The sequence below is a fragment of the Seonamhaeicola sp. MEBiC01930 genome (assembly GCF_045277075.1).
Taxonomy (GTDB): Bacteria; Bacteroidota; Bacteroidia; order Flavobacteriales; family Flavobacteriaceae; genus Seonamhaeicola.
The window spans coordinates 1,382,267-1,401,354 of sequence record NZ_CP104270.1 but is presented as its reverse complement, the minus strand read 5'-3'; the positions used below and the strand labels follow the sequence as shown (position 1 = coordinate 1,401,354).

The following is a 19,088-nucleotide window of genomic DNA, read 5'->3' as shown; positions in this document are numbered from 1 at the left end:
GCCAAATTTTCGCACAAAGGCAATAGTGTAATGCCAAAAAAAACCGCTTATTATAAACGGTTTATTTTAATGTTATAAATTAAAACTAATTACATTTTGTTATTCCTTTTATCTACATCTGCCATTAACCCGCTAGGGTCTATTTCAACACTTTTAACGGCATTATTAGTTTTAAAAGTATAAGTTGGGTATGCCCAAGCCCAATCTTTAATAATAGTTGCTGAGGTTGATTTTTCACCACGCATCATTTGCAACGGAATATAAAAGTTTTCTAAAGAACCATCTGTATAGGTAACTGTTAAATCTAGTGGCATAGGCATTAAACCAATGCGCTCTAAAGTTATGGTTTTGTCTTCAATGGTTTTAACTCCGTAATCAATGGTATTAGTGGTTCTAGTCCAATCATTTAAATACCAGTCTAGTTCTAAACCTGAAATTTTTTCGGCTACTCTTATAAAATCATTTGGGGTAGGGTGTTTAAATGCCCAATTTTTATAATAAGATTTAAGTGTTTTTTTTAGTTTTTCCTCCCCAATAACATAACCCAATTGTGATATAAAAACAGAGCCTTTATTGTAAGCAGCTATACCATAAGCCAAATTGGTTTCAAAACGGTCTGCATGCGTTGTTTGTGGTTTTTCCTTACCCGATTTCACTAGATATTCATAGCCCTTATAAGCCCCCAAATTTGGGATACTAGTGTTAGATTTCATTACATAATTCATAGCATGATCACTAATGTAACTTGTAAAGCCTTCATCCATCCATTCATGTTTGGCCTCGTTTGTAGCTAATAAAAACTGAAACCAAGTATGTGCTAGTTCATGTGCCGTTACACCTACCAAACTTCCAAAGCTACGTTTACCTGTAATTAGTGTACACATAGCATATTCCATTCCACCATCGCCTCCTTGAATAACGGAATATTGGTCATAAGGGTACTTGCCTATATTTTCACTAAAATATTGCATAAGCTCCACCGTTTTAGGTTGCAGCTTTTTCCAAAACGATTTCTTTTCACTATCTAAAGTGTTTTTATAGTAAAAATTAAGTAATGGACCATTGGGTACTTGCAATGTGTCGTGAATATAATCTGGATCTGCAGCCCAAGTAAAGTCGTGAACATTTGGTGCAATATAATGCAGTGTTTTTGTGTTACCATTTATTTTAGGTTCTCCCTGAAGATAGCCGGTACCTCCAATTACATAGTTTTTATCAATAGTAAGTTTTACATCAAAATTACCCCAAACGCTATGAAACTCACGCCCTATATATGGGTGAGCATGCCAACCTTCAAAATCATATTCAGCTAATTTAGGAAACCATTGTGTCATTGAAAGGGCAACTCCCTCGTTATTATTTCTTCCTGATCGACGGATTTGAGCAGGTACCTGAGCATCAAAAACCATATTGAAAGTTACTTTCTCTCCTGGTTGAATAGGTTCTGCCAAATCTACTTCTAAAATAGTCCCAACAGTTTCATGTTTTAAAACAACACCATTCTGTTTTAAGGTGTGTACTTTTATATACCCTATTTCATCTGGCTTTAATTTACTTATACGGTCACCAACCCTAGGATCTGGATCTTCAACAGTACGAGAACGTACATCCATTTCACTTCCAGGTTGAAAGGCATTAAAATATAAATGATAATAAACTTTATTTAAAACATCAGGTGAGTTGTTAGTATAAACTAAGCTTTGTTTTCCTTTATATTGATAGGTGTTTACATCCATATCAATTTCCATCTTATAGTCTACATGTTGTTGCCAATAAGTGGTGATAGGTGTACTCCGTATTTCTGGGGCTTTGGGAGGTTCTGGTACTTGAGGTGTATTAGTTACTACATCTTTACTCCCTCCGCAAGACACAAAAATAACAAGACAAATAATGCCAATGAAAAACCTATTCATAGTACTTTTTTTAAAGTTATTAATTGGTGTGAGCTACTTTAGAAGCCATTATTAGTGCGTTATAAGCATTAACTATTCTACCAGATTTAACAACATCTGAAAACGGACGAATATCTTCACTATTACCTCCTACAATAACTTTAGTAGTGATAGCTAAACCAGAATTCATGATAATTTCTTTTACTTGGGCAGCTGTTAACTTAGGATAGTAAGAACGTATTAAAGCAGCAATACCAGCAACTCCAGGAGCCGCCATAGAGGTTCCTCCTTTTGTGTCATATTCATTTTCTGGTGTTGTAGAGTAAACTGAAGCTCCTGGGGCAAAAACGTCAACATTTTTCTTTCCATAATTAGAAAAACCTGCTAACATATTAGAGCCATATTTTGGAGCTAAAGCCCCTACTCTTATGTAACTATTTGAAACTTCTACATAATCTACGTTATCATCTGGGAAATTAGGTTCTGTATCAACATCTTTACTATCATTTCCAGCGGCATGAACAAAAACCACATCCTTTTCACTAGCATAAGCTATTGCTTCTCTTACAAATGCACTATGTGGTGAAAAACTTTTTCCAAAACTGCCATTAATAACTTTGGCACCATTATCTACAGCATAACGAATTGCTAATGCTACATCCTTGTCATACTCATCACCATTAGGTACTGTTCTTACACACATAATCTCAACGTTATTGGCAACACCATTTGCGCCTAAACCATTATTACGTTCTGCAGCAATTATACCTGCTACATGTGTACCATGACTTTCACTTTTCTTAACTGGATTTACATTACCGTTACCATAATATTTAGTTGAGAAATTATCAGGATCATCTCCATTAACACGACCATTAAATTCTTTATTTAAATGAAAATTCAATCGCTCATTAATACTTACTAATGCATCAGAAATTTCTGTTACAGCCTCTTCTAATGACTCTAAATCATTACTATACATGTATTTTGCCAATTGAACCGATTGCTGTAACCCTTGGTCTTCAGTTTTTATTGCCATGACTTCTTTTTTGGTATAATCTTTTTTACCAAAATGAGCCGTTAAAGTTTCGTGTGCACCTTTTACCTGAGCAAGAATTTGTTCATATTGTGTTTTACGGTCTGTCCATTTAGGATATTCTGTCTCATATTCTTTTTGAGCTCTAGCATAATCAGGGTTACTTGTATCTCCTTTAGCTAAAAGTCTAACAAATTCTAATTGTTCATCATGCCCATCACCTAAGAAATTCCAACCATGAACATCATCAATGTATCCGTTTTTATCATCATCTATTCCGTTACCTGGTTTTTCACCTTTATTTACCCAAATAACATCATCTAAATCTTCATGGTCTGTATCAATACCAGAATCAATTACAGCTACAATTACTTTTTTGCCTTTTTTGTTTTTAATAATTTCAGAATATGCTTTATCAACACTCATTCCTGGAATAGTATCCTTTACCAAATCTAAATGGCCCCAATTTTCTTTTTCAGACTTTGTTAATTCTGAAACTTTTAGCGGACTTTGGTCTATATTTTCAATAGGCGTTGATAGGATATCTACCGAACCACAACCAAATAGTAATAAAGCTGAAAATGCTGAAATGCTGAATATTTTAAATGTTTTCATTTATTCTTAATTTAATTTTAATTTAATATTTCTTCTGAAGTGTGTACCGTATTTAAACGCACCCCTTTTTCTGTGTTTTTTACGGTTATAATTTCGTTATGTGCATCATGCTCTAGAAATAAATAATACCCTTTTTCTGCCGCTATGTTAAGGAAATTTTCTTTTTCATTAAGTGTAAGCAAAGGTCTAGTATCATAACCCATAACATAAGGTAAAGGTAAATGACCTACAGTTGGCAATAAATCTGCCATAAAAACAATGGTTTTACCTTTATAAGTAATTATAGGCAGCATTTGTTTGTCTGTATGCCCATCAACAAAGAGAATGTCAAAGCCTAATTCTGAATTGTTTAGAATGTCTCCATGGGGTATAGCGGTAAACTTGAGTTGGCCACATTCCTCCATAGGCAATATATTTTCTTTTAAAAAGGACGCTTTTTCTCGTCTATTTGGTTGGGTTGCCCATTGCCAGTGATCTTGATTGCTCCAAAAATGTGCATTTTTAAATGCTGGTTCATAACCTGTTCCATTCTTATTTCGTTGAATACTACCCCCACAATGATCAAAATGCAGGTGTGTTAAAAACACATCTGTAATATCATCTCTATGAAAACCACATGATTTTAAAGATTTATCTAAAGAAAAGTCTCCCCAAAGGTTATAATACCCAAAAAATTTATCTGATTGTTTATTGCCCATCCCTGAGTCAATTAAAATCAATTGATTACCGTCTTCAATAAGTAGGCAACGAGAAGCAATGTCTATAAGGTTATTAGTATCAGCAGGATTAGTTTTTTGCCATATAGATTTAGGAACTACACCAAACATAGCCCCACCATCTAACTTAAAATGTCCTGCATGAATTGGATATAAATTCATAGTTAGTTACTTTGCCAAAAGTAAAGAAGGTATAAGATTGAAACAATTTTTTTAAATGTATGAACGTATTAAAGTGTTAATACTTTCATGTTTTGAGTAAAATTAAGAAATCTAAAACAAATCCTTAGAAAAGTTAAGAGTTTATTAAGAAATATTAAGCAAAAAAAAGATTTAAATATTTGAAATAACTTCTTTTAAACGTTTTCCAAAATCAAATAATCCTTTTATTTCTTTAACACTTGCTAGTCTTTCTTTTCCGAAGATTAATAAGGAAGTTCCGTTAGATTCCACATGGTAGTAAGGGTTGCTTTCAAAGAAGTGAATTAAATTGTCATCAAAGAATTCTTTAATACCCTCTTCATTATCACCTAATAAATAGAAGCGCCTAGAAAAATCTGAATGGTCTTGAATAGGAATATCTTTAAATCCAGCAAAAGCATATACCTTTTCTAAAAAGCCCTCTCTATCTAGGGTAAATTCGGGAATGGTATCATCTAGTTTTATATGTAACATGGTAGACCTAATGACCTCTTTGGCTATAAATTCTCCTTCAGAAAACTCAATATCAAATAAATTTATGGAACCATTTTTATAATAAAGCTGATTGTAAATATGATCAATAGGTTTAGTGTTAAAAAAAAGGAAACTATTCAAAAAGCCTACCTCTTTTACGTTTTCTGAAGTATAACTTAACTCATAGTCTTTAGCTAATTCTTCCATGCTGGTTTGACGTCTAGTTAAACTTCTTTTAATAATGTTTGGAACTGGAAGCAAACGCCTTAAAGCAAATGGGTGTTCAGAATCTGTATCGTGCATATCAAGACCAATAACATCAAAATGACCACCACGTTTTTTAAATAGTTCTTGATAATCATGGATGTTCTCCATAACAGTATGGTCTACAAAACTGCAAAGTGAAAAATCTACAATAACGTCATGATCCTCAGGTATAGCTTCTAATTTATCTTTCAATTTATAGTAGTTTAGAAAGCTACAAAAATGTTTCACACTTACATAGAAATTATGATCACCCTTGGCTTCCTGATACATGAGTACGTTTGGTTTCAATACATTTCTTAGAAATAAAGAGAAGCTTTTATTGAGGATTACATGAATGATAAATGTGGTAATTACACCGGCAAAAATTCCTGAAATTAACCCAATTTTTAGAGTTACAAAAAGGGTCATGAAAAAGATAATAAGTTGCTCTTTGCCAATAGAGAATATTTTCCTAATTATTTTTGGCGAGGCTAGTTTGTAACCTGTGTAAACCAAGATAGCCATTAACGCTGGCAATGGTATTCTAGTTAATTGTGTGCTAAAAAGCACTATAAAAAGCACTAAAAAGGTGGCATGGGCAAAATTTGCAGATCTATTTGTAGCTCCGTTGTTTACATTTACCGAACTACGAGCAATTACTGTTACTACATTAAGCCCCCCTAAAAAACCACTACCAATAGTTCCAAAACCAAGTGCTTTTAAATCTTTATTTACATTAGAACGACGTTTTTGCGGGTCTAATTTATCAACAGCCTTGATACTTAAAAGGGATTCTATACTAGCTATTAAGGTAATAGCAAATACGCTAGACCAAAATGCACCAGTGCCAACTTTGGAAAAGACCGGCATACTGATATCTGCAATGATTTGTTGAATCTCTGGAATTCCAGAAATCATATAATGTTTTGATATTGGATTTTCCTCATGTAATACAAATTCAAAATAGTAACTAAAACCTATGGATAGAATAACAATCCACATGGGAGCAGGGATTAGTTGGAAAAACTTGTTTCTAAGTTTAGCATAAAAGGTCATTATAGTTAAACTCAAAATACCAGCCAAAGCAGCATATATAAGGCCTTTGTTTTCATAATGAACCATATCATTTAAGGTGAATGGAATCTCGATGAGGTAATCTAAGGTGTCTTCCCTTTTTATTTTATGGGCCAACATAATGTGAAACTGTTTCCCAAGTATAATAAGACCAATTGCGGCCAACATGCCTTGAATGGCTGAAGATGGAAAGAAATTAGCCAGTTTTCCCATTCTAAAAAAACCGAGTAACATTATCAACCCACCAGAGCATATAATAGCAGCATAGGCACTTTCTAACCCTAAAGAGGTAATGGCTACCAAAAGTACACCTACCAAACCATTTCCTGGTCCTGCAATAGTTACATTACTCCCACCAAAGATTGAAACTACAATACCACCAATTATAGCTGCTATTATACCAGAAATAGGTGGAGCATCACTGGCCATTGCAAGCCCTAAACCCAAAGGTAAAGCTATAAGACTCACCACAAAACCCGAAAATATATTTTGGGGTAATGCTTTAAAAAAGTCTTTTAGGTTATTTTTTTTAGGACTCATTGAAGGATTAATACATCGGTTGGTAACTCAGTTAAAATATGTTCAATATCGTGAGGGAACAACCTGTCCCAAAAAGTCATTTTACTGGGCGCATTCATAACCAATAAATCCGCTCTAGAAATTTCGGCATAATGCCCAATAGAATACCCTTGTTTTCCAAATATTGGTTGAGATTGAACAGTAATATCTTGTGTATACTTTTCCGGAATATGCTCAATAATTTCATTTATTCTAGAGATTTCACGCATTCTAATACGTTCCTTCATAATATTCACTCTACGCAATGATTTATCGTCATCAGCATGTACAGCAACTTCCTCATGTTTAATTTCCTCAACAATGGTAATCTTTTCAGCATTTAATTTATTAGCAACATAGAAAGCAGATTTAATAGTTTGTTCTGTTTTTGGGTCTTCTAATCCGTTAACAACTATATGCTGGCACCGCACCCGTTCAACGGCTGGTTTAATTAAAAGTAAAACAGAGCATTTGGCTTTTCTAGTTATTTTTCTAGCAATAGAGCCCACATAATACTTTATGAATTTCTCACGTTGAACTGCACCTAGAATAAGGAGATCAATATTTTTTTCTTCTGAAACAGATAAAATAGCGTTTACAGGGTCTCCTGGTTTAAAAACTACTTCATAGTCTAAATTATCTTTTTTAAAAGCATTTAAAAAAACCTTTAGAGATTTGATCTTATCATCTGAAGCTTCACCAACATGAATTAAAAACAATTTACTACCAAAAAACAATGATAACCTAGCAGCTTCACAAAGGTTTGCTTTTAAATTTGGAGAGAAAGCAACACCTATTGCAATGCTTTTAAATGGTTTTAAGGACAAAATTGATGTATCTTTATTTTTAAGGTGCGAAAGATAGTATTTTTTAAAAATATAAAATGGTTGGTTTTATTTTTATATTAGTAACCATATTAAAAACAATAACTTCATGTTAGAACTGGCCGGAATAATTATTCTTGGAATTTTAGCCCAATGGTTTGCCTGGAAATTTAAAATCCCTGCTATTTTGCCTCTTATTCTTATTGGGTTACTTGTTGGACCAATTGCCGCTGAGTATTTAAGTAGTGATGGACAAAAATGGATTGAACCGGTATGGAATGGTGAGAAAGGCTTATTTCCAGGAGATGGATTATATTATTTTGTGTCTTTAGCAATTAGTATAATACTATTTGAAGGTGGTCTTACTTTAAAACGTTCTGAGATAAAAAGTTTAGGTCAAGTAATTACCAAGTTAATAACATTAGGGTCTGCGGTGACCTTTTTTGGGGCTGGTATAATTGCCCATTTTGTTTTTAACCTTAGTTGGGAATTATCATTTCTTTTTTCTGCTTTGATTATTGTTACCGGACCAACGGTGATAACTCCCATATTAAGAAATATTCCACTAAAAAAGGATATATCTACGGTGTTGAAATGGGAGGGAATACTAATAGACCCTATAGGTGCCTTAGTGGCAGTACTTGTTTTTGAGTTTATTAGCGTTGAAGGAGATGGTGGTTTTACCAAAACTGCACTGGTTGAGTTTGGGAAAATTTTACTTTTTGGAACAACGTTTGGCTTTACGTTTGCACATGCTCTTGCATTTGTAATTAATAAGAAGCTAATTCCACATTATCTACTTAATGTTGTCTCTTTGTCTACAGTATTACTTGTTTTTGTTGAATCTGAGATTTTTGCTCATGAATCTGGCCTTTTAGCCGTTGTAGTTATGGGAATGGTTCTTGGCAATGGTAAGTTAGAAAATATTAAGGAACTATTATATTTTAAAGAATCTCTTAGTGTTTTACTTATTTCAATTCTGTTTATATTATTGGCAGCTAACATTAATATTGAAGAAATGATGTTACTATATAATTGGAAAACAGCTCTACTATTTGGTTCTGTAGTGTTTATTATAAGACCTTTGGCTGTTTTTTTATGTACGGCTAATTCATCTTTAAAAACTAATGATAAATTGTTTATTAGTTGGGTAGGTCCTAGGGGAATTGTTGCAGCGGGAATAGCATCTTTATTTGGAAGTAAACTTGTTAAACAAGGTGTTGAAGGGGCTGAATATATTACCCCTTTAGTATTCATGGTTGTTTTAGGCACAGTACTATTGAATGCCACCACAGCAAGATATTTTGCTAGAATTATTGGCGTATTTTTAAAGAACTCCTACGGGATTTTAATTGTTGGAGCCTCTCCAGTATCAAGGTTAATAGGTAAATATTTAAATGATAATGACAGACATGTTGTATTTATTGACAGTAATCAAAACAATGTGAAGGCAGCACAAGAAATGGGTCTAGAGGCAATTAACACAGATATTTACTCAGTTAAACTTGATGATAATATAGAGTTAAATGATATTGGATTTTTAATGGCTCTTACAGGTAGTACTGCAATTAATGATTTTGCAATTAATAAGTTTAGTAATCAGTTTGGAGAGAACGGTACTTTTAGGCTTATTTCTGCAGAAGAAATGAACGATCCAGAACGTATTCCAAAAGAAGGTTTATTTTCTAATACGGATGATTATAATACACTTACTGAGATAGCTCTTAAATACCCATCTATTCAAGAAATTGAAATTGAAGACAGAGCACACTATGAAGAACTTATTGAAATAATAAATCAAAATGAGGACATGACACCTATATTAGTAAAAGATAATAGAGGTGTATTTGAAATTATTTCTTCATATAATAAGAATATAGCCAAAATAGAAAAAGGCTTTCAACTAGTATATTTAGGAAAGCCTTTTGATATTTAATATTTATAAAATACTAATCTGCTTTTAGCTGTAGGTTGGTAAACAGTTTAGTAACTACTAATGAATTGTTTTTAAACTGAACATCTTTTAAATTAACATATTCATTATCAACCTTAATAGATTTTACTTCAAATGGTAGCCCATGGAAATTAACCTTAAAAGTTTCATAAGGTGCATTATACTTACCTCTTTTATGAATTCTAATAATTAATTTATCATCATTACCAGCTAAGTTAAATTTCTTTAAACTATAACGGCCTTTAGTATAATCATAACCATCATTAGCATCTTCGTAGATTTCAGAATCTTCCTTACCGTTTTTATAATAAACATCTAAGGTTAACTGGTCAATTTCCTTTTCTCCAACATATTGTTGTACCGGATATTTAGGAATGATAGCTCCTGCCTTAACAAATAATGGCATACTGTCTAAATCAGCATCAACCCAAGTTTCTTTACCTCCTTTAATCAACTCTTTAGTCCAGTAGTTGTACCATTCTCCTCTAGGAATATACATGCGTCTTCCTTTAGAGTTAGGTTCGTTAATTGGACAAACTAAAAGTTGATTTCCGCAGATAAACTCATCTGTTCTGTAGTGTGTTTGTGTGTCTTCTTGGTCAAATAATACCAATGATTTTAACATTGGTACATTATCATGGTGGTATTGATAGAACGAAGTATATAAGTATGGTAATAACTCATATCTAATTTCAATGAATTTTCTAACAATATCAGTGATTTCTTCATCAAAAGCCCAAGGTTCTTGGTCTCCATGATCACCAGAAGAGTGTGTTCTACAGAATGGGTGGAATACACCTAATTGAATCCATCTTGCATATAACTCTCCATTTGGTTGTTCTGCAAACCCACCAATATCAGACCCTGCAAATGAGAAACCTGAAAGAGCCAACCGTTGTGCTTGAATATTTGCAATTTGTAAGTGTTCCCATGTTGCTACGTTATCTCCCATCCAAGTTGAGGTATAACGTTGCGTACCAGAATAAGCTGAACGTGTTATTACAAATGGTCGTTTAGGGTAATTAAAACGCTTAAGACCATGATAAGTAGCCCTAGCCATTTGCATACCATATACATTATGTGCTTTTTGATGAGAACAAGGGTTTCCGTCATAATCATGTCTTACATCTGGAGGAAATGATTTTCCAGGAACGTCCATTACAGCAGGTTCATTCATGTCATTCCAAACACCTTTAACCCCAATTTCTTCAATAAGTTCTTTAAATAACCCTGCCCACCATTCACGTACTTCTGGTCTTGTGAAGTCTGGGAAATAACATTCTCCAGGCCATACTTTACCTTTCATGTAAGGACCATCTGCACGTTTACAGAAGTAATCTTTTTCCAAACCTTCTCGGAAAACATCATATTCCATATCAATCTTAATTCCTGGATCGATAATAACAACTGTTTTAAACCCGTCTTCGGCTAATTCCTTAACCATGCGTTTTGGCTCTGGAAAATACTCTTTACTCCATGTAAAACAGCGGAATCCTTCCATGTAATCAATGTCTAAATAAATAGCATCACAAGGAATTCTAAGCTCTCTAAATTTATTTGTAATTTCCTTTACATTAGATTCTGGGTAATAACTCCATTTACATTGGTGGTAACCTAATGCCCATAATGGAGGTAATTCTGGAGTACCCGTTAAATCTGTGTAACTGGTTACTACATCTTGCATTTTTGGTCCGTAAAAGAAATAGTAATTCATTTCTCCACCAGAAGCCCAAAAGCTAGTTACATTACGTCTTTCATGACAAAAATCAAAATAGGTTCTGAAGCTATTATCAAAGAAAATACCGTATGATTTTCCGTTATGTAAAGCAGTATAGAAAGGTATGGCTTTGTATATTGGGTCTGTATTCTTACCGTAAGCGTATGAATCTGTTGCCCAGTTTTGGAATCTTCTTCCTTTAAGGTTAATATGCTCTGGCTTATCACCTAAACCGTAGTAACTTTCACCGTTTTGAGCGGATTTACTCATTTTTACAATATCACCACCTAGCTCATAGCTTTCTTCCCAGTGAAAACCTAACTCGTCTTGACAAACAACTTTCTTGTCTTTAGCATCTAGCAAAGACACTCTCAAGTCATTTTTGTAAATATGACAAATTAATTTAGCAGTAGTTATAATATACTTTTCCTTGTCATCATCAATTTCAAGGTGATTATAACCTCTACTAGCATTTTGATCTATAGCATATGAAAAATCTTTATCAAATTTACCTACGGTTGAATATCTAAACCTTAAGACACTATCTCTTAGAACAGTTAATTGTAATATAACATTGTTTGAAGTTGTGAAATGTAATACATCAACATCTTTTGAGTAGTCTATTATATTTGAAGGAAATAAATCGCCTTTGTATTCTAATTCTGTATTTAATATCATAGGGCTGTTAGTCAATTAATTAGTTGACGAAAATACTAAAATTAAGAACATTTAAAGGTTACTATTTATTAAAAATACTGCCCGTTCATTGTTTAAAATGCAATGCACGGGCAATAATTATTTGAAATTTATAAAACGAAAATTATTTAATCTGAAAAACAGTAATTGATAACGGAGCAAGGGTTATTTCTGCTGAATAATCCTTACCATTCCAAGATTGTTTTTTGGCTGTTAATTGTCTGGGATTACCTATGCCACTACCGCCAAACTTTTTAGAATCACTATTAAAAATTTCCTTAATTTTTGATTTTTCTGGGATTCCTATTTTATAGTTTTCTAGAACCGCTGGGGTTAGGTTACAAACTACTATAACATTATCTTTTTGATCATAACCTTTTCTAATATATGACATGACGCAATTTTCGTGATCGTCAAAGCTAATCCATTCAAAGCCTTCTCCGCTAAACCCTTTTTCATATAATGCAGGAGTAGTTTTATAAAGGTTATTTAATTCTTTATAATAGGTTTTAAGGTTTTGATGTGGCTCAAACTCCAATAAATTCCAGTCTAAACTTTCTTGGAAATTCCACTCATTATATTGCCCAAATTCACCGCCCATAAACAATAATTTGGTTCCTGGGTGTGTAAACATATAACCATAAAGCAATCGTAAATTTGCAAAACGCTGCCATTCATCTCCTGGCATTCTTCCTAAAATAGAATTTTTACCATAAACCACCTCATCATGTGAAAGCGGTAACATAAAGTTTTCTGTAAAGGCGTATGCTAAACTAAAAGTAATATCATTTTGATGATACTTTCTGTAAATAGGGTCCTTACCAAAATACTCTAAAGTATCATGCATCCAACCCATCATCCATTTCATGCCAAAGCCTAAACCACCTAAAAACACTGGTTTTGATACCATTGGGAAAGCAGTAGATTCTTCAGCAATGGTTTGTACATCTGGAAAGGAAGCATAAACTTCTTGGTTTAGTTCTTTCAAAAATTCTATTACTGCAAGATTTTCTCTTCCTCCATAAATATTTGGCTCCCACTCACCATCTTCACGAGAATAATCTAAGAATAACATTGAGGCTACAGCATCAACACGTAAACCATCTGCATGATATTGGTCTAACCAAAAAACAGCATTACTTATTAAAAAGGATCTTACTTCATTTCTTTCGTAATTAAAAATTAAGCTTTTCCAATCTGGATGGTAGCCTTTACGCCTGTCAGGGTGTTCATATAAATGAGATCCATCAAAAAACCCTAAACCGTGGGCATCTTCAGGAAAATGTGATGGTACCCAATCTAAAATTATTCCAATATCATTCTGATGAAGCTTATCTACTAAGTATTTAAATTCTTCTGGATAACCGAAACGCGAGGTTGGTGCAAAGTAACCTGTTAATTGGTAACCCCATGAAGGGTCAAAAGGATATTCCATTATTGGCATAAACTCAACATGAGTAAAGCCCATATCTTTTACATAATCAACGAGTTCATCGGCCAATTCAAAATAAGATAAAGAACGGTCTTCTTCTGCCTTTTTTCTCCAAGAACCTATATGAACTTCATAAACAGAATAAGGGGCGTCTAATGCATTATGTTTTTTTCTTTTCTTTAACCAAGAAGCATCTTTCCATTTATAATCATCTTCCCAAACCACTGATGCGGTTTTAGGGGGATGTTCACAACGTCTTGCATATGGGTCAGCCTTTTCAGTGATAACACCATTGTGGTGGCTGTGAATTTTATACTTGTATATATTACCCTTACCCACAAACGGTATGAAACCTTCCCAAATGCCACTGGCATCCCATCTAACATTTAGTTGATGTTCTCCATCTGACCAGAAATTAAAGTCTCCTATAACAGAAACCTGTTTAGCGCTTGGTGCCCAAACAGCAAAATAAGTACCCTCTATACCATCAACAGTTACAGTATGAGAACCAAATTTTTCATAAAGTCTGTAGTGCTTACCTGATTTAAATAAGTTAACATCAAAATCTGTAAATAGACTATAAGCTTTTACATTTGCCATAATTATATTTCAAATCCATTAGGGATTATAGCGTCTTTTTTAATGACTACAATACCATCTCTTACAGCGTATAATTCAGTTTCAGTATCTTCTAAATGAGATCCTCCATTTATTTTAACATCATCACCAATACAACAATTTTTATCTAGAATAGCATTATTAATGGTACAACGCGCTCCTATACCTAATGTATTTACATTTGGGTTAGAAACATCATCTAGATTTTGATAGTAATCACTACCCATCATATAAGTATTGGTAATAATGGTTCCATCACCTATTCTAGATCGAATACCTATAACTGATTTTTCTATAGAAGAGGCACTAATAATACAACCTTCTGAAACCACTGCGTTTTTAAGTTTTGTTTCAGACATTTTGGTTGTTGGTAACATTCTTGCACGGGTATAAATACGTTTTGATTTATCATATAAATCAAAGTCAGGAATATCATCAGTTAATCTAAGATTGGCTTCAAAGAAAGATTCTATGGTTCCAATATCTGTCCAATATCCTTCGTATTGATAACTTAATGTTTTGTGATTATCTATATTCTGTGGAATAATTTCTTTTCCAAAATCAATAGTACTTTCATCATTCATTAACTTAACCAGTAAATCTCTATTAAAAATATAGATACCCATTGAAGCTAAATAATTTCTTCCTTCCCCTTTCATTTCGTCACTAACTTCAGACTCCCATTCAGGTAATAAACTAGCATCTGGTTTTTCAACAAATGATGTTATCACATTATTTTCGTCAGCTTTTAAAATTCCAAAACCAGTGGCATCTTTAGCGTTTACAGGAATGGTTGCAATAGAAATTTCAGCATTACTTTCTTCATGAGCTTGAATCATTTTGTCATAATCCATTTGATACAATTGGTCTCCAGAAAGAATTAAAAAGTAATCAAATTGGTGGCTTACAAAATGATGCATACTTTGGCGAACGGCATCTGCTGTTCCTTGAAACCATCCTTTATTTCCTGGTGTTTGTTCTGCTGCTAAAACGTCAACAAAAGCACTACTAAAAAAACTAAAGTGATAGGTGTTTTTTATATGCCTGTTAAGTGAAGCTGAATTAAACTGTGTAAGTACAAACATACGCTTAATATCTGCATTAATACAGTTAGATATAGGAATATCAACAAGCCTATATTTTCCAGCAATGGGTACCGCAGGTTTTGATCTTTTTTCAGTTAACGGATGTAATCTTGAACCTTGGCCGCCACCTAATATTATGGCTAAAACTTTGTTGTTAATCATTGCTTAGTTGTTTTATAGATTGGTATAAGTTAATATATGTTTTGGCAGAATTATCCCAAGAGTGGTCAATTGCCATTATTTGTTTTTGAATATTGTTGTAGTTAGAAGAATCCTTATAAAGCTCTATAGCTCTATTTATTGCATTCACCATACTTGCAGCGGTTATTTCTTGGTGACAAATACCAAAACCGTCTGTTTCAGAAATATCGGTAACTGTATCTTTTAAACCTCCAATACTTCTAACTATGGGAATTGTACCATACCTTAGGGCGTACATTTGGTTTAATCCACAAGGTTCTACTCTAGAGGGCATAAATAAAAAGTCTGCTCCAGCATAAATATTATGTGAAAGTGCTTCATCATATCCAATAAATGCGTTATAAGAGCCGTCATATTTACCCATTAAGTTTTCAAGTGGTGTTTGTATGTCTTCGTTACCAGAACCAAGTAATAAAATTGAGGCGTTATTTTTTTCTAGTGTAGTTTTAAAAGCTTCAGGGAATAAATCTGCACCTTTTTCAAGAACAAGTCTACCAATAAATGCAAAAAGCGGTTTGTCAAAATCTAAATTAAACTTATCACATAAGTATTTTTTATTTCCTGCTTTACCTTCTTTAAAGTTGTCAATGCTATAATTTGTATTAATATATGTATCTGTTTCGGGGTTCCAAACACTGGTATCAATACCATTTAAAACGCCAATACATTTGTTTGCTTCAGCGCTTAATAAGCTTTCTAATCCATTGGCTGCATTTTTTAACTCTTCCATATAACTAGGAGAAACCGTAGTAACTCTCCACGAACATTTAATAGCAGCAGCTAAAGGATTAATTGCACCTCCCCAATCTAGAAGACCAACATTATTAAAGTTGAATTCTGGAATTAAACCAACTTTTTCATGTGAGAACCAGCCTTGATATTGGGCATTATGAATTGTGAAAATATTGGGAACATCCCTAAAAGCTTCATATTTAATGCTTTCTTGAAGCATAAATGGAATTAATCCCGTATGATGATCATGACAATGTATAATATCTGGTAAACTGTCCCAAGTAGAAACCCAGTCTAAAGATGCAATCTGAAAAGCTAAAAATCGTTCAGTATCATCATTAGAATATACATAATCTTTAAATATAAGTGATGGAACATCAACAAAGAAAATATCAAATCCTAAAGTATTATCGTTTAAGGTTAAAATATTAAAGTCGATTAAACTTTCTCCTAATTTTAGTTTTGAACTGTAAACTTTATTAAATGTATTTGCCTTAGTGAATTTGTTATCATAAAAAGGCATGATAACTTTTGAAGAAACATCAGAGCTATTTTGATATTTGGGTAAGGCCCCAACTACATCAGCTAAACCTCCAACTTTAGCAACAGGATAACATTCTGCACTTATATGAATTATAGTCATAATTACATTTTGTGTGTGTTATAAACATACAAAAATATTATATATAAAAAAGAGGAAAGATAACTTTTGAAGAAAAAATATGATTATTACGAATTATCAAAATTATTAATAAAAAATAAGGGCAAACAGCCTTTTTTACCTCTAATTTTCAATAAAAAGCAAAGTGATTTATATTATGACCAAAGGGTTGTTTTAACAAAAGCACAAGGGCTAATTGCATAAAAATTAATAAAACCAAAACCCTTGCAGTAATATATTACCTAAGAGTTTTGGCGTTTATAAACTAAACATCTATTTAGAAAATTCTCTAGCGCCTAGAATTAGCAATAGTCCAGACTAAAGATAACACAAAGAGATTTTGTTTATTAATAAAACCTAGAGTTGAATTACTTTTAGATTCCATGTCATCCAGTTTTTGTGTCCAATTTTGATGAGCTAGAATGTTTGTTTGAAGCATAATAGCAAGTTGAGAGGTTAGAATAATATTAAACCCTAAAACCAAGGCAGCGGTTAATCTTGTTAAATCGTATTTAGAGCCAGCATCAAACTTTTCAGAGCCAATGGCATATGCTAACATGGCGCCATAAATAAAATGCACCTGATAATATTTTGTTATGGCATGAAACATTAAAAGTTTAAACTGGAAATCCATTAAATTTCGGGTAAAACTATTACCACTGAATCCATCCAAAACAACACCAAAGGAACCGAATAGAGCAGACTTGGTATACATTGCTAACCTCATATAATAGGCAGCATGTAAGCACCATAGTGTTTGATCTTCTCCAAAACCTATACCGGCACCTAGAGCAATCATTGTACTGGCAAAAACAATTAACTCCTCTGCTGATTGTGGTTCTAAGGTAATTTCAGCATTTAAAGGAGATTCTGTATTAAATTCAAATTCAGTTGTACTTTCATCATAATCATAGGAGACAGATGTATCTAGTTCAAAGGTGTCAACAAAGCTGGTTAAATCCTTTTGGCTTTCAAATAGATTTTCAGAGAAATTTTGAGAATAGATATTTCCTGAAAAAACTAATAATAATAAAATGGAGCAAACGTAAGAGAATAGTTTTGTTTTCATAATATTTAATGAATTAGTTAGTAATTAATAAAGTAAAGTGATGCTCTTTGGGAAGAATTGGAATTAATAAAAGGTACAATTTTTTATGGAGATACACAAAAAGAAGCTGATTAACAGTTAGTTATTGTTTTGTCATAGGGTTTTTGATAGGAGTTTTTAAATAAGAGGTTTCTACTTTTGCAGAAACCCCTTAATATCAAGACAATTTTTAATCAATTTAAAACATACATCTTGATTGTCTCTGGTTTAAGAGAACTGATTAATAGCGTCTTTTAATATTTATTTAATTTTTTTTAGTATCCCATATGTTTTTGTCTACAAGGTTTTTAACAAATTCATAATTAAAAAGTTTATCATATTACTCATCATTGTCTTTATTGGGACAACCGTTGTTAGAAATAGGACCAGGTGATTCTGGGCAATTGTCTTTATGATCTGTAATACCATCGCCATCTGTATCTGGACAACCATTAAACATTGCAAATCCAGGAAGTTCAGGACATTCATCATCTTTGTCATCTATACCATCGCCATCAATATCACTTCCGCCATACTTTATTTTATGGGCAAAACTCCATCTTACTTTGGCTGATATGACATTATCCTTATTTACTCCTGCCCATATGCGGTCTTGTTTAAATTCATTCCCACCAGATTCATAGGTTCTACTTAAATATGATACAATTGGCACTTCAACTCCAAGCGAGGCTCTATCACATACCCTAACATTAAGTCCGGTAAAAAGCCCTAGACCATATCCTGTAACATCATCTTTTGAGCCAGTAAAATCACGATTGCCAGTTTCGTAATAGGCTTGAGCACCATAAGTAAGTTGAACTTCATTAAATGTAGTTAAACGCCTAAAATAGTTATACTTTCCACCAATTCTAAATGCACTTTCATTATAGCTTTCACCACTTAACTTTTGATAAGTTGCAAACGCACCTAAATATCCAGCTCCGTTAGGGTTTTGGTCTTTACCTTGAATTTTATATAGGTACTCAAGCCCTGCACAATATGATGTTTCGCTATTGCCATCAACATCACTCCATCCAATGCCAACACTAGTTCCTATAGTACTATTTGCCCACTCAACTCCATCATCAAATCTGTCATAAACATTGTCATATCCCACACCTTCTCCAGCACTCCAAACAAGAGGATTCCTCCCCTCCTCCTCATCTAAAGTAGCTAAATTGTAAAGGCCTTGGGCTTGCATATTTATAAGTCCTCCTAAACATAAAAGGATAAAAATTAGGTTTAATAATTGTGTTTTCATGATATATA

The 19,088-nt window shown here is 33.1% G+C and carries 11 protein-coding genes and 1 pseudogene; 1 reads left to right on the top strand and 11 read right to left on the bottom strand.

What is annotated here, in order from left to right; all coding sequences use genetic code 11:
• Window positions 1-89 precede the first annotated feature (89 nt).
• The 5 genes from N1F78_RS06030 to N1F78_RS06010 all read right to left on the bottom strand — a co-directional run bounded on the left by N1F78_RS06030 (window position 90) and on the right by N1F78_RS06010 (window position 7,639).
• A complete protein-coding gene (locus N1F78_RS06030; RefSeq protein ID WP_406685282.1) occupies window positions 90-1,913 on the bottom strand; it encodes a M1 family metallopeptidase in 1,824 nt (607 codons plus the stop codon).
• 19 nt (window positions 1,914-1,932) lie between these two features.
• Window positions 1,933-3,543 (bottom strand): S8 family peptidase, encoded by a 1,611-nt coding sequence (locus tag N1F78_RS06025; RefSeq protein WP_406685281.1) that lies wholly within the window; start codon window positions 3,541-3,543, stop codon window positions 1,933-1,935.
• A gap of 17 nt (window positions 3,544-3,560) precedes the next feature.
• Window positions 3,561-4,421 carry an MBL fold metallo-hydrolase gene (locus N1F78_RS06020; protein ID WP_406685280.1) on the bottom strand — a complete coding sequence of 287 codons (861 nt, stop codon included), beginning with the start codon at window positions 4,419-4,421 and terminating at the stop codon, window positions 3,561-3,563.
• 171 nt (window positions 4,422-4,592) lie between these two features.
• The gene (locus tag N1F78_RS06015; protein WP_406685279.1) at window positions 4,593-6,794 is read right to left on the bottom strand and encodes a SulP family inorganic anion transporter; all 2,202 of its coding nucleotides are present in this window, start codon (window positions 6,792-6,794) and stop codon (window positions 4,593-4,595) included.
• Window positions 6,791-7,639, bottom strand: a complete 849-nt coding sequence (locus N1F78_RS06010; RefSeq protein ID WP_406685278.1) for a universal stress protein — start codon at window positions 7,637-7,639, stop codon at window positions 6,791-6,793. The genes N1F78_RS06015 and N1F78_RS06010 overlap by 4 nt, the downstream gene beginning before the upstream one ends.
• A 106-nt stretch (window positions 7,640-7,745) precedes the next feature.
• Here N1F78_RS06010 and N1F78_RS06005 point away from each other — a divergent pair, with 106 nt between their 5' ends.
• A complete protein-coding gene (locus tag N1F78_RS06005; RefSeq protein ID WP_406685277.1) occupies window positions 7,746-9,572 on the top strand; it encodes a cation:proton antiporter in 1,827 nt (608 codons plus the stop codon).
• 13 nt (window positions 9,573-9,585) lie between these two features.
• Here the strand turns inward: N1F78_RS06005 and N1F78_RS06000 are convergent, their stop codons facing one another.
• The 6 genes and pseudogenes from N1F78_RS06000 to N1F78_RS05975 all read right to left on the bottom strand — a co-directional run.
• Window positions 9,586-11,985, bottom strand: coding sequence for a glycoside hydrolase family 31 protein (locus N1F78_RS06000; RefSeq protein WP_406685276.1), 2,400 nt, complete (start codon window positions 11,983-11,985; stop codon window positions 9,586-9,588).
• A gap of 142 nt (window positions 11,986-12,127) precedes the next feature.
• Window positions 12,128-14,035, bottom strand: a complete 1,908-nt coding sequence (gene glgB / locus N1F78_RS05995; RefSeq protein WP_406685275.1) for a 1,4-alpha-glucan branching protein GlgB — start codon at window positions 14,033-14,035, stop codon at window positions 12,128-12,130.
• A 2-nt stretch (window positions 14,036-14,037) separates the two neighbouring features.
• Window positions 14,038-15,300 carry a glucose-1-phosphate adenylyltransferase gene (locus N1F78_RS05990; RefSeq protein WP_406685274.1) on the bottom strand — a complete coding sequence of 421 codons (1,263 nt, stop codon included), beginning with the start codon at window positions 15,298-15,300 and terminating at the stop codon, window positions 14,038-14,040.
• Window positions 15,293-16,714, bottom strand: coding sequence for a glycogen synthase (locus tag N1F78_RS05985; protein WP_406685273.1), 1,422 nt, complete (start codon window positions 16,712-16,714; stop codon window positions 15,293-15,295). Before N1F78_RS05985 ends, N1F78_RS05990 begins: the two co-directional genes overlap by 8 nt.
• Before the next feature lie 307 nt (window positions 16,715-17,021).
• Complete coding sequence (locus tag N1F78_RS05980; protein ID WP_406685272.1) at window positions 17,022-17,801, bottom strand: hypothetical protein; 780 nt, start codon at window positions 17,799-17,801, stop codon at window positions 17,022-17,024.
• Window positions 17,802-18,165: 364 nt separating this feature from the next.
• Window positions 18,166-18,351, bottom strand: a pseudogene (locus tag N1F78_RS05975) (thrombospondin type 3 repeat-containing protein); the annotation flags it as partial.
• Window positions 18,352-19,088: the final 737 nt, after the last annotated feature.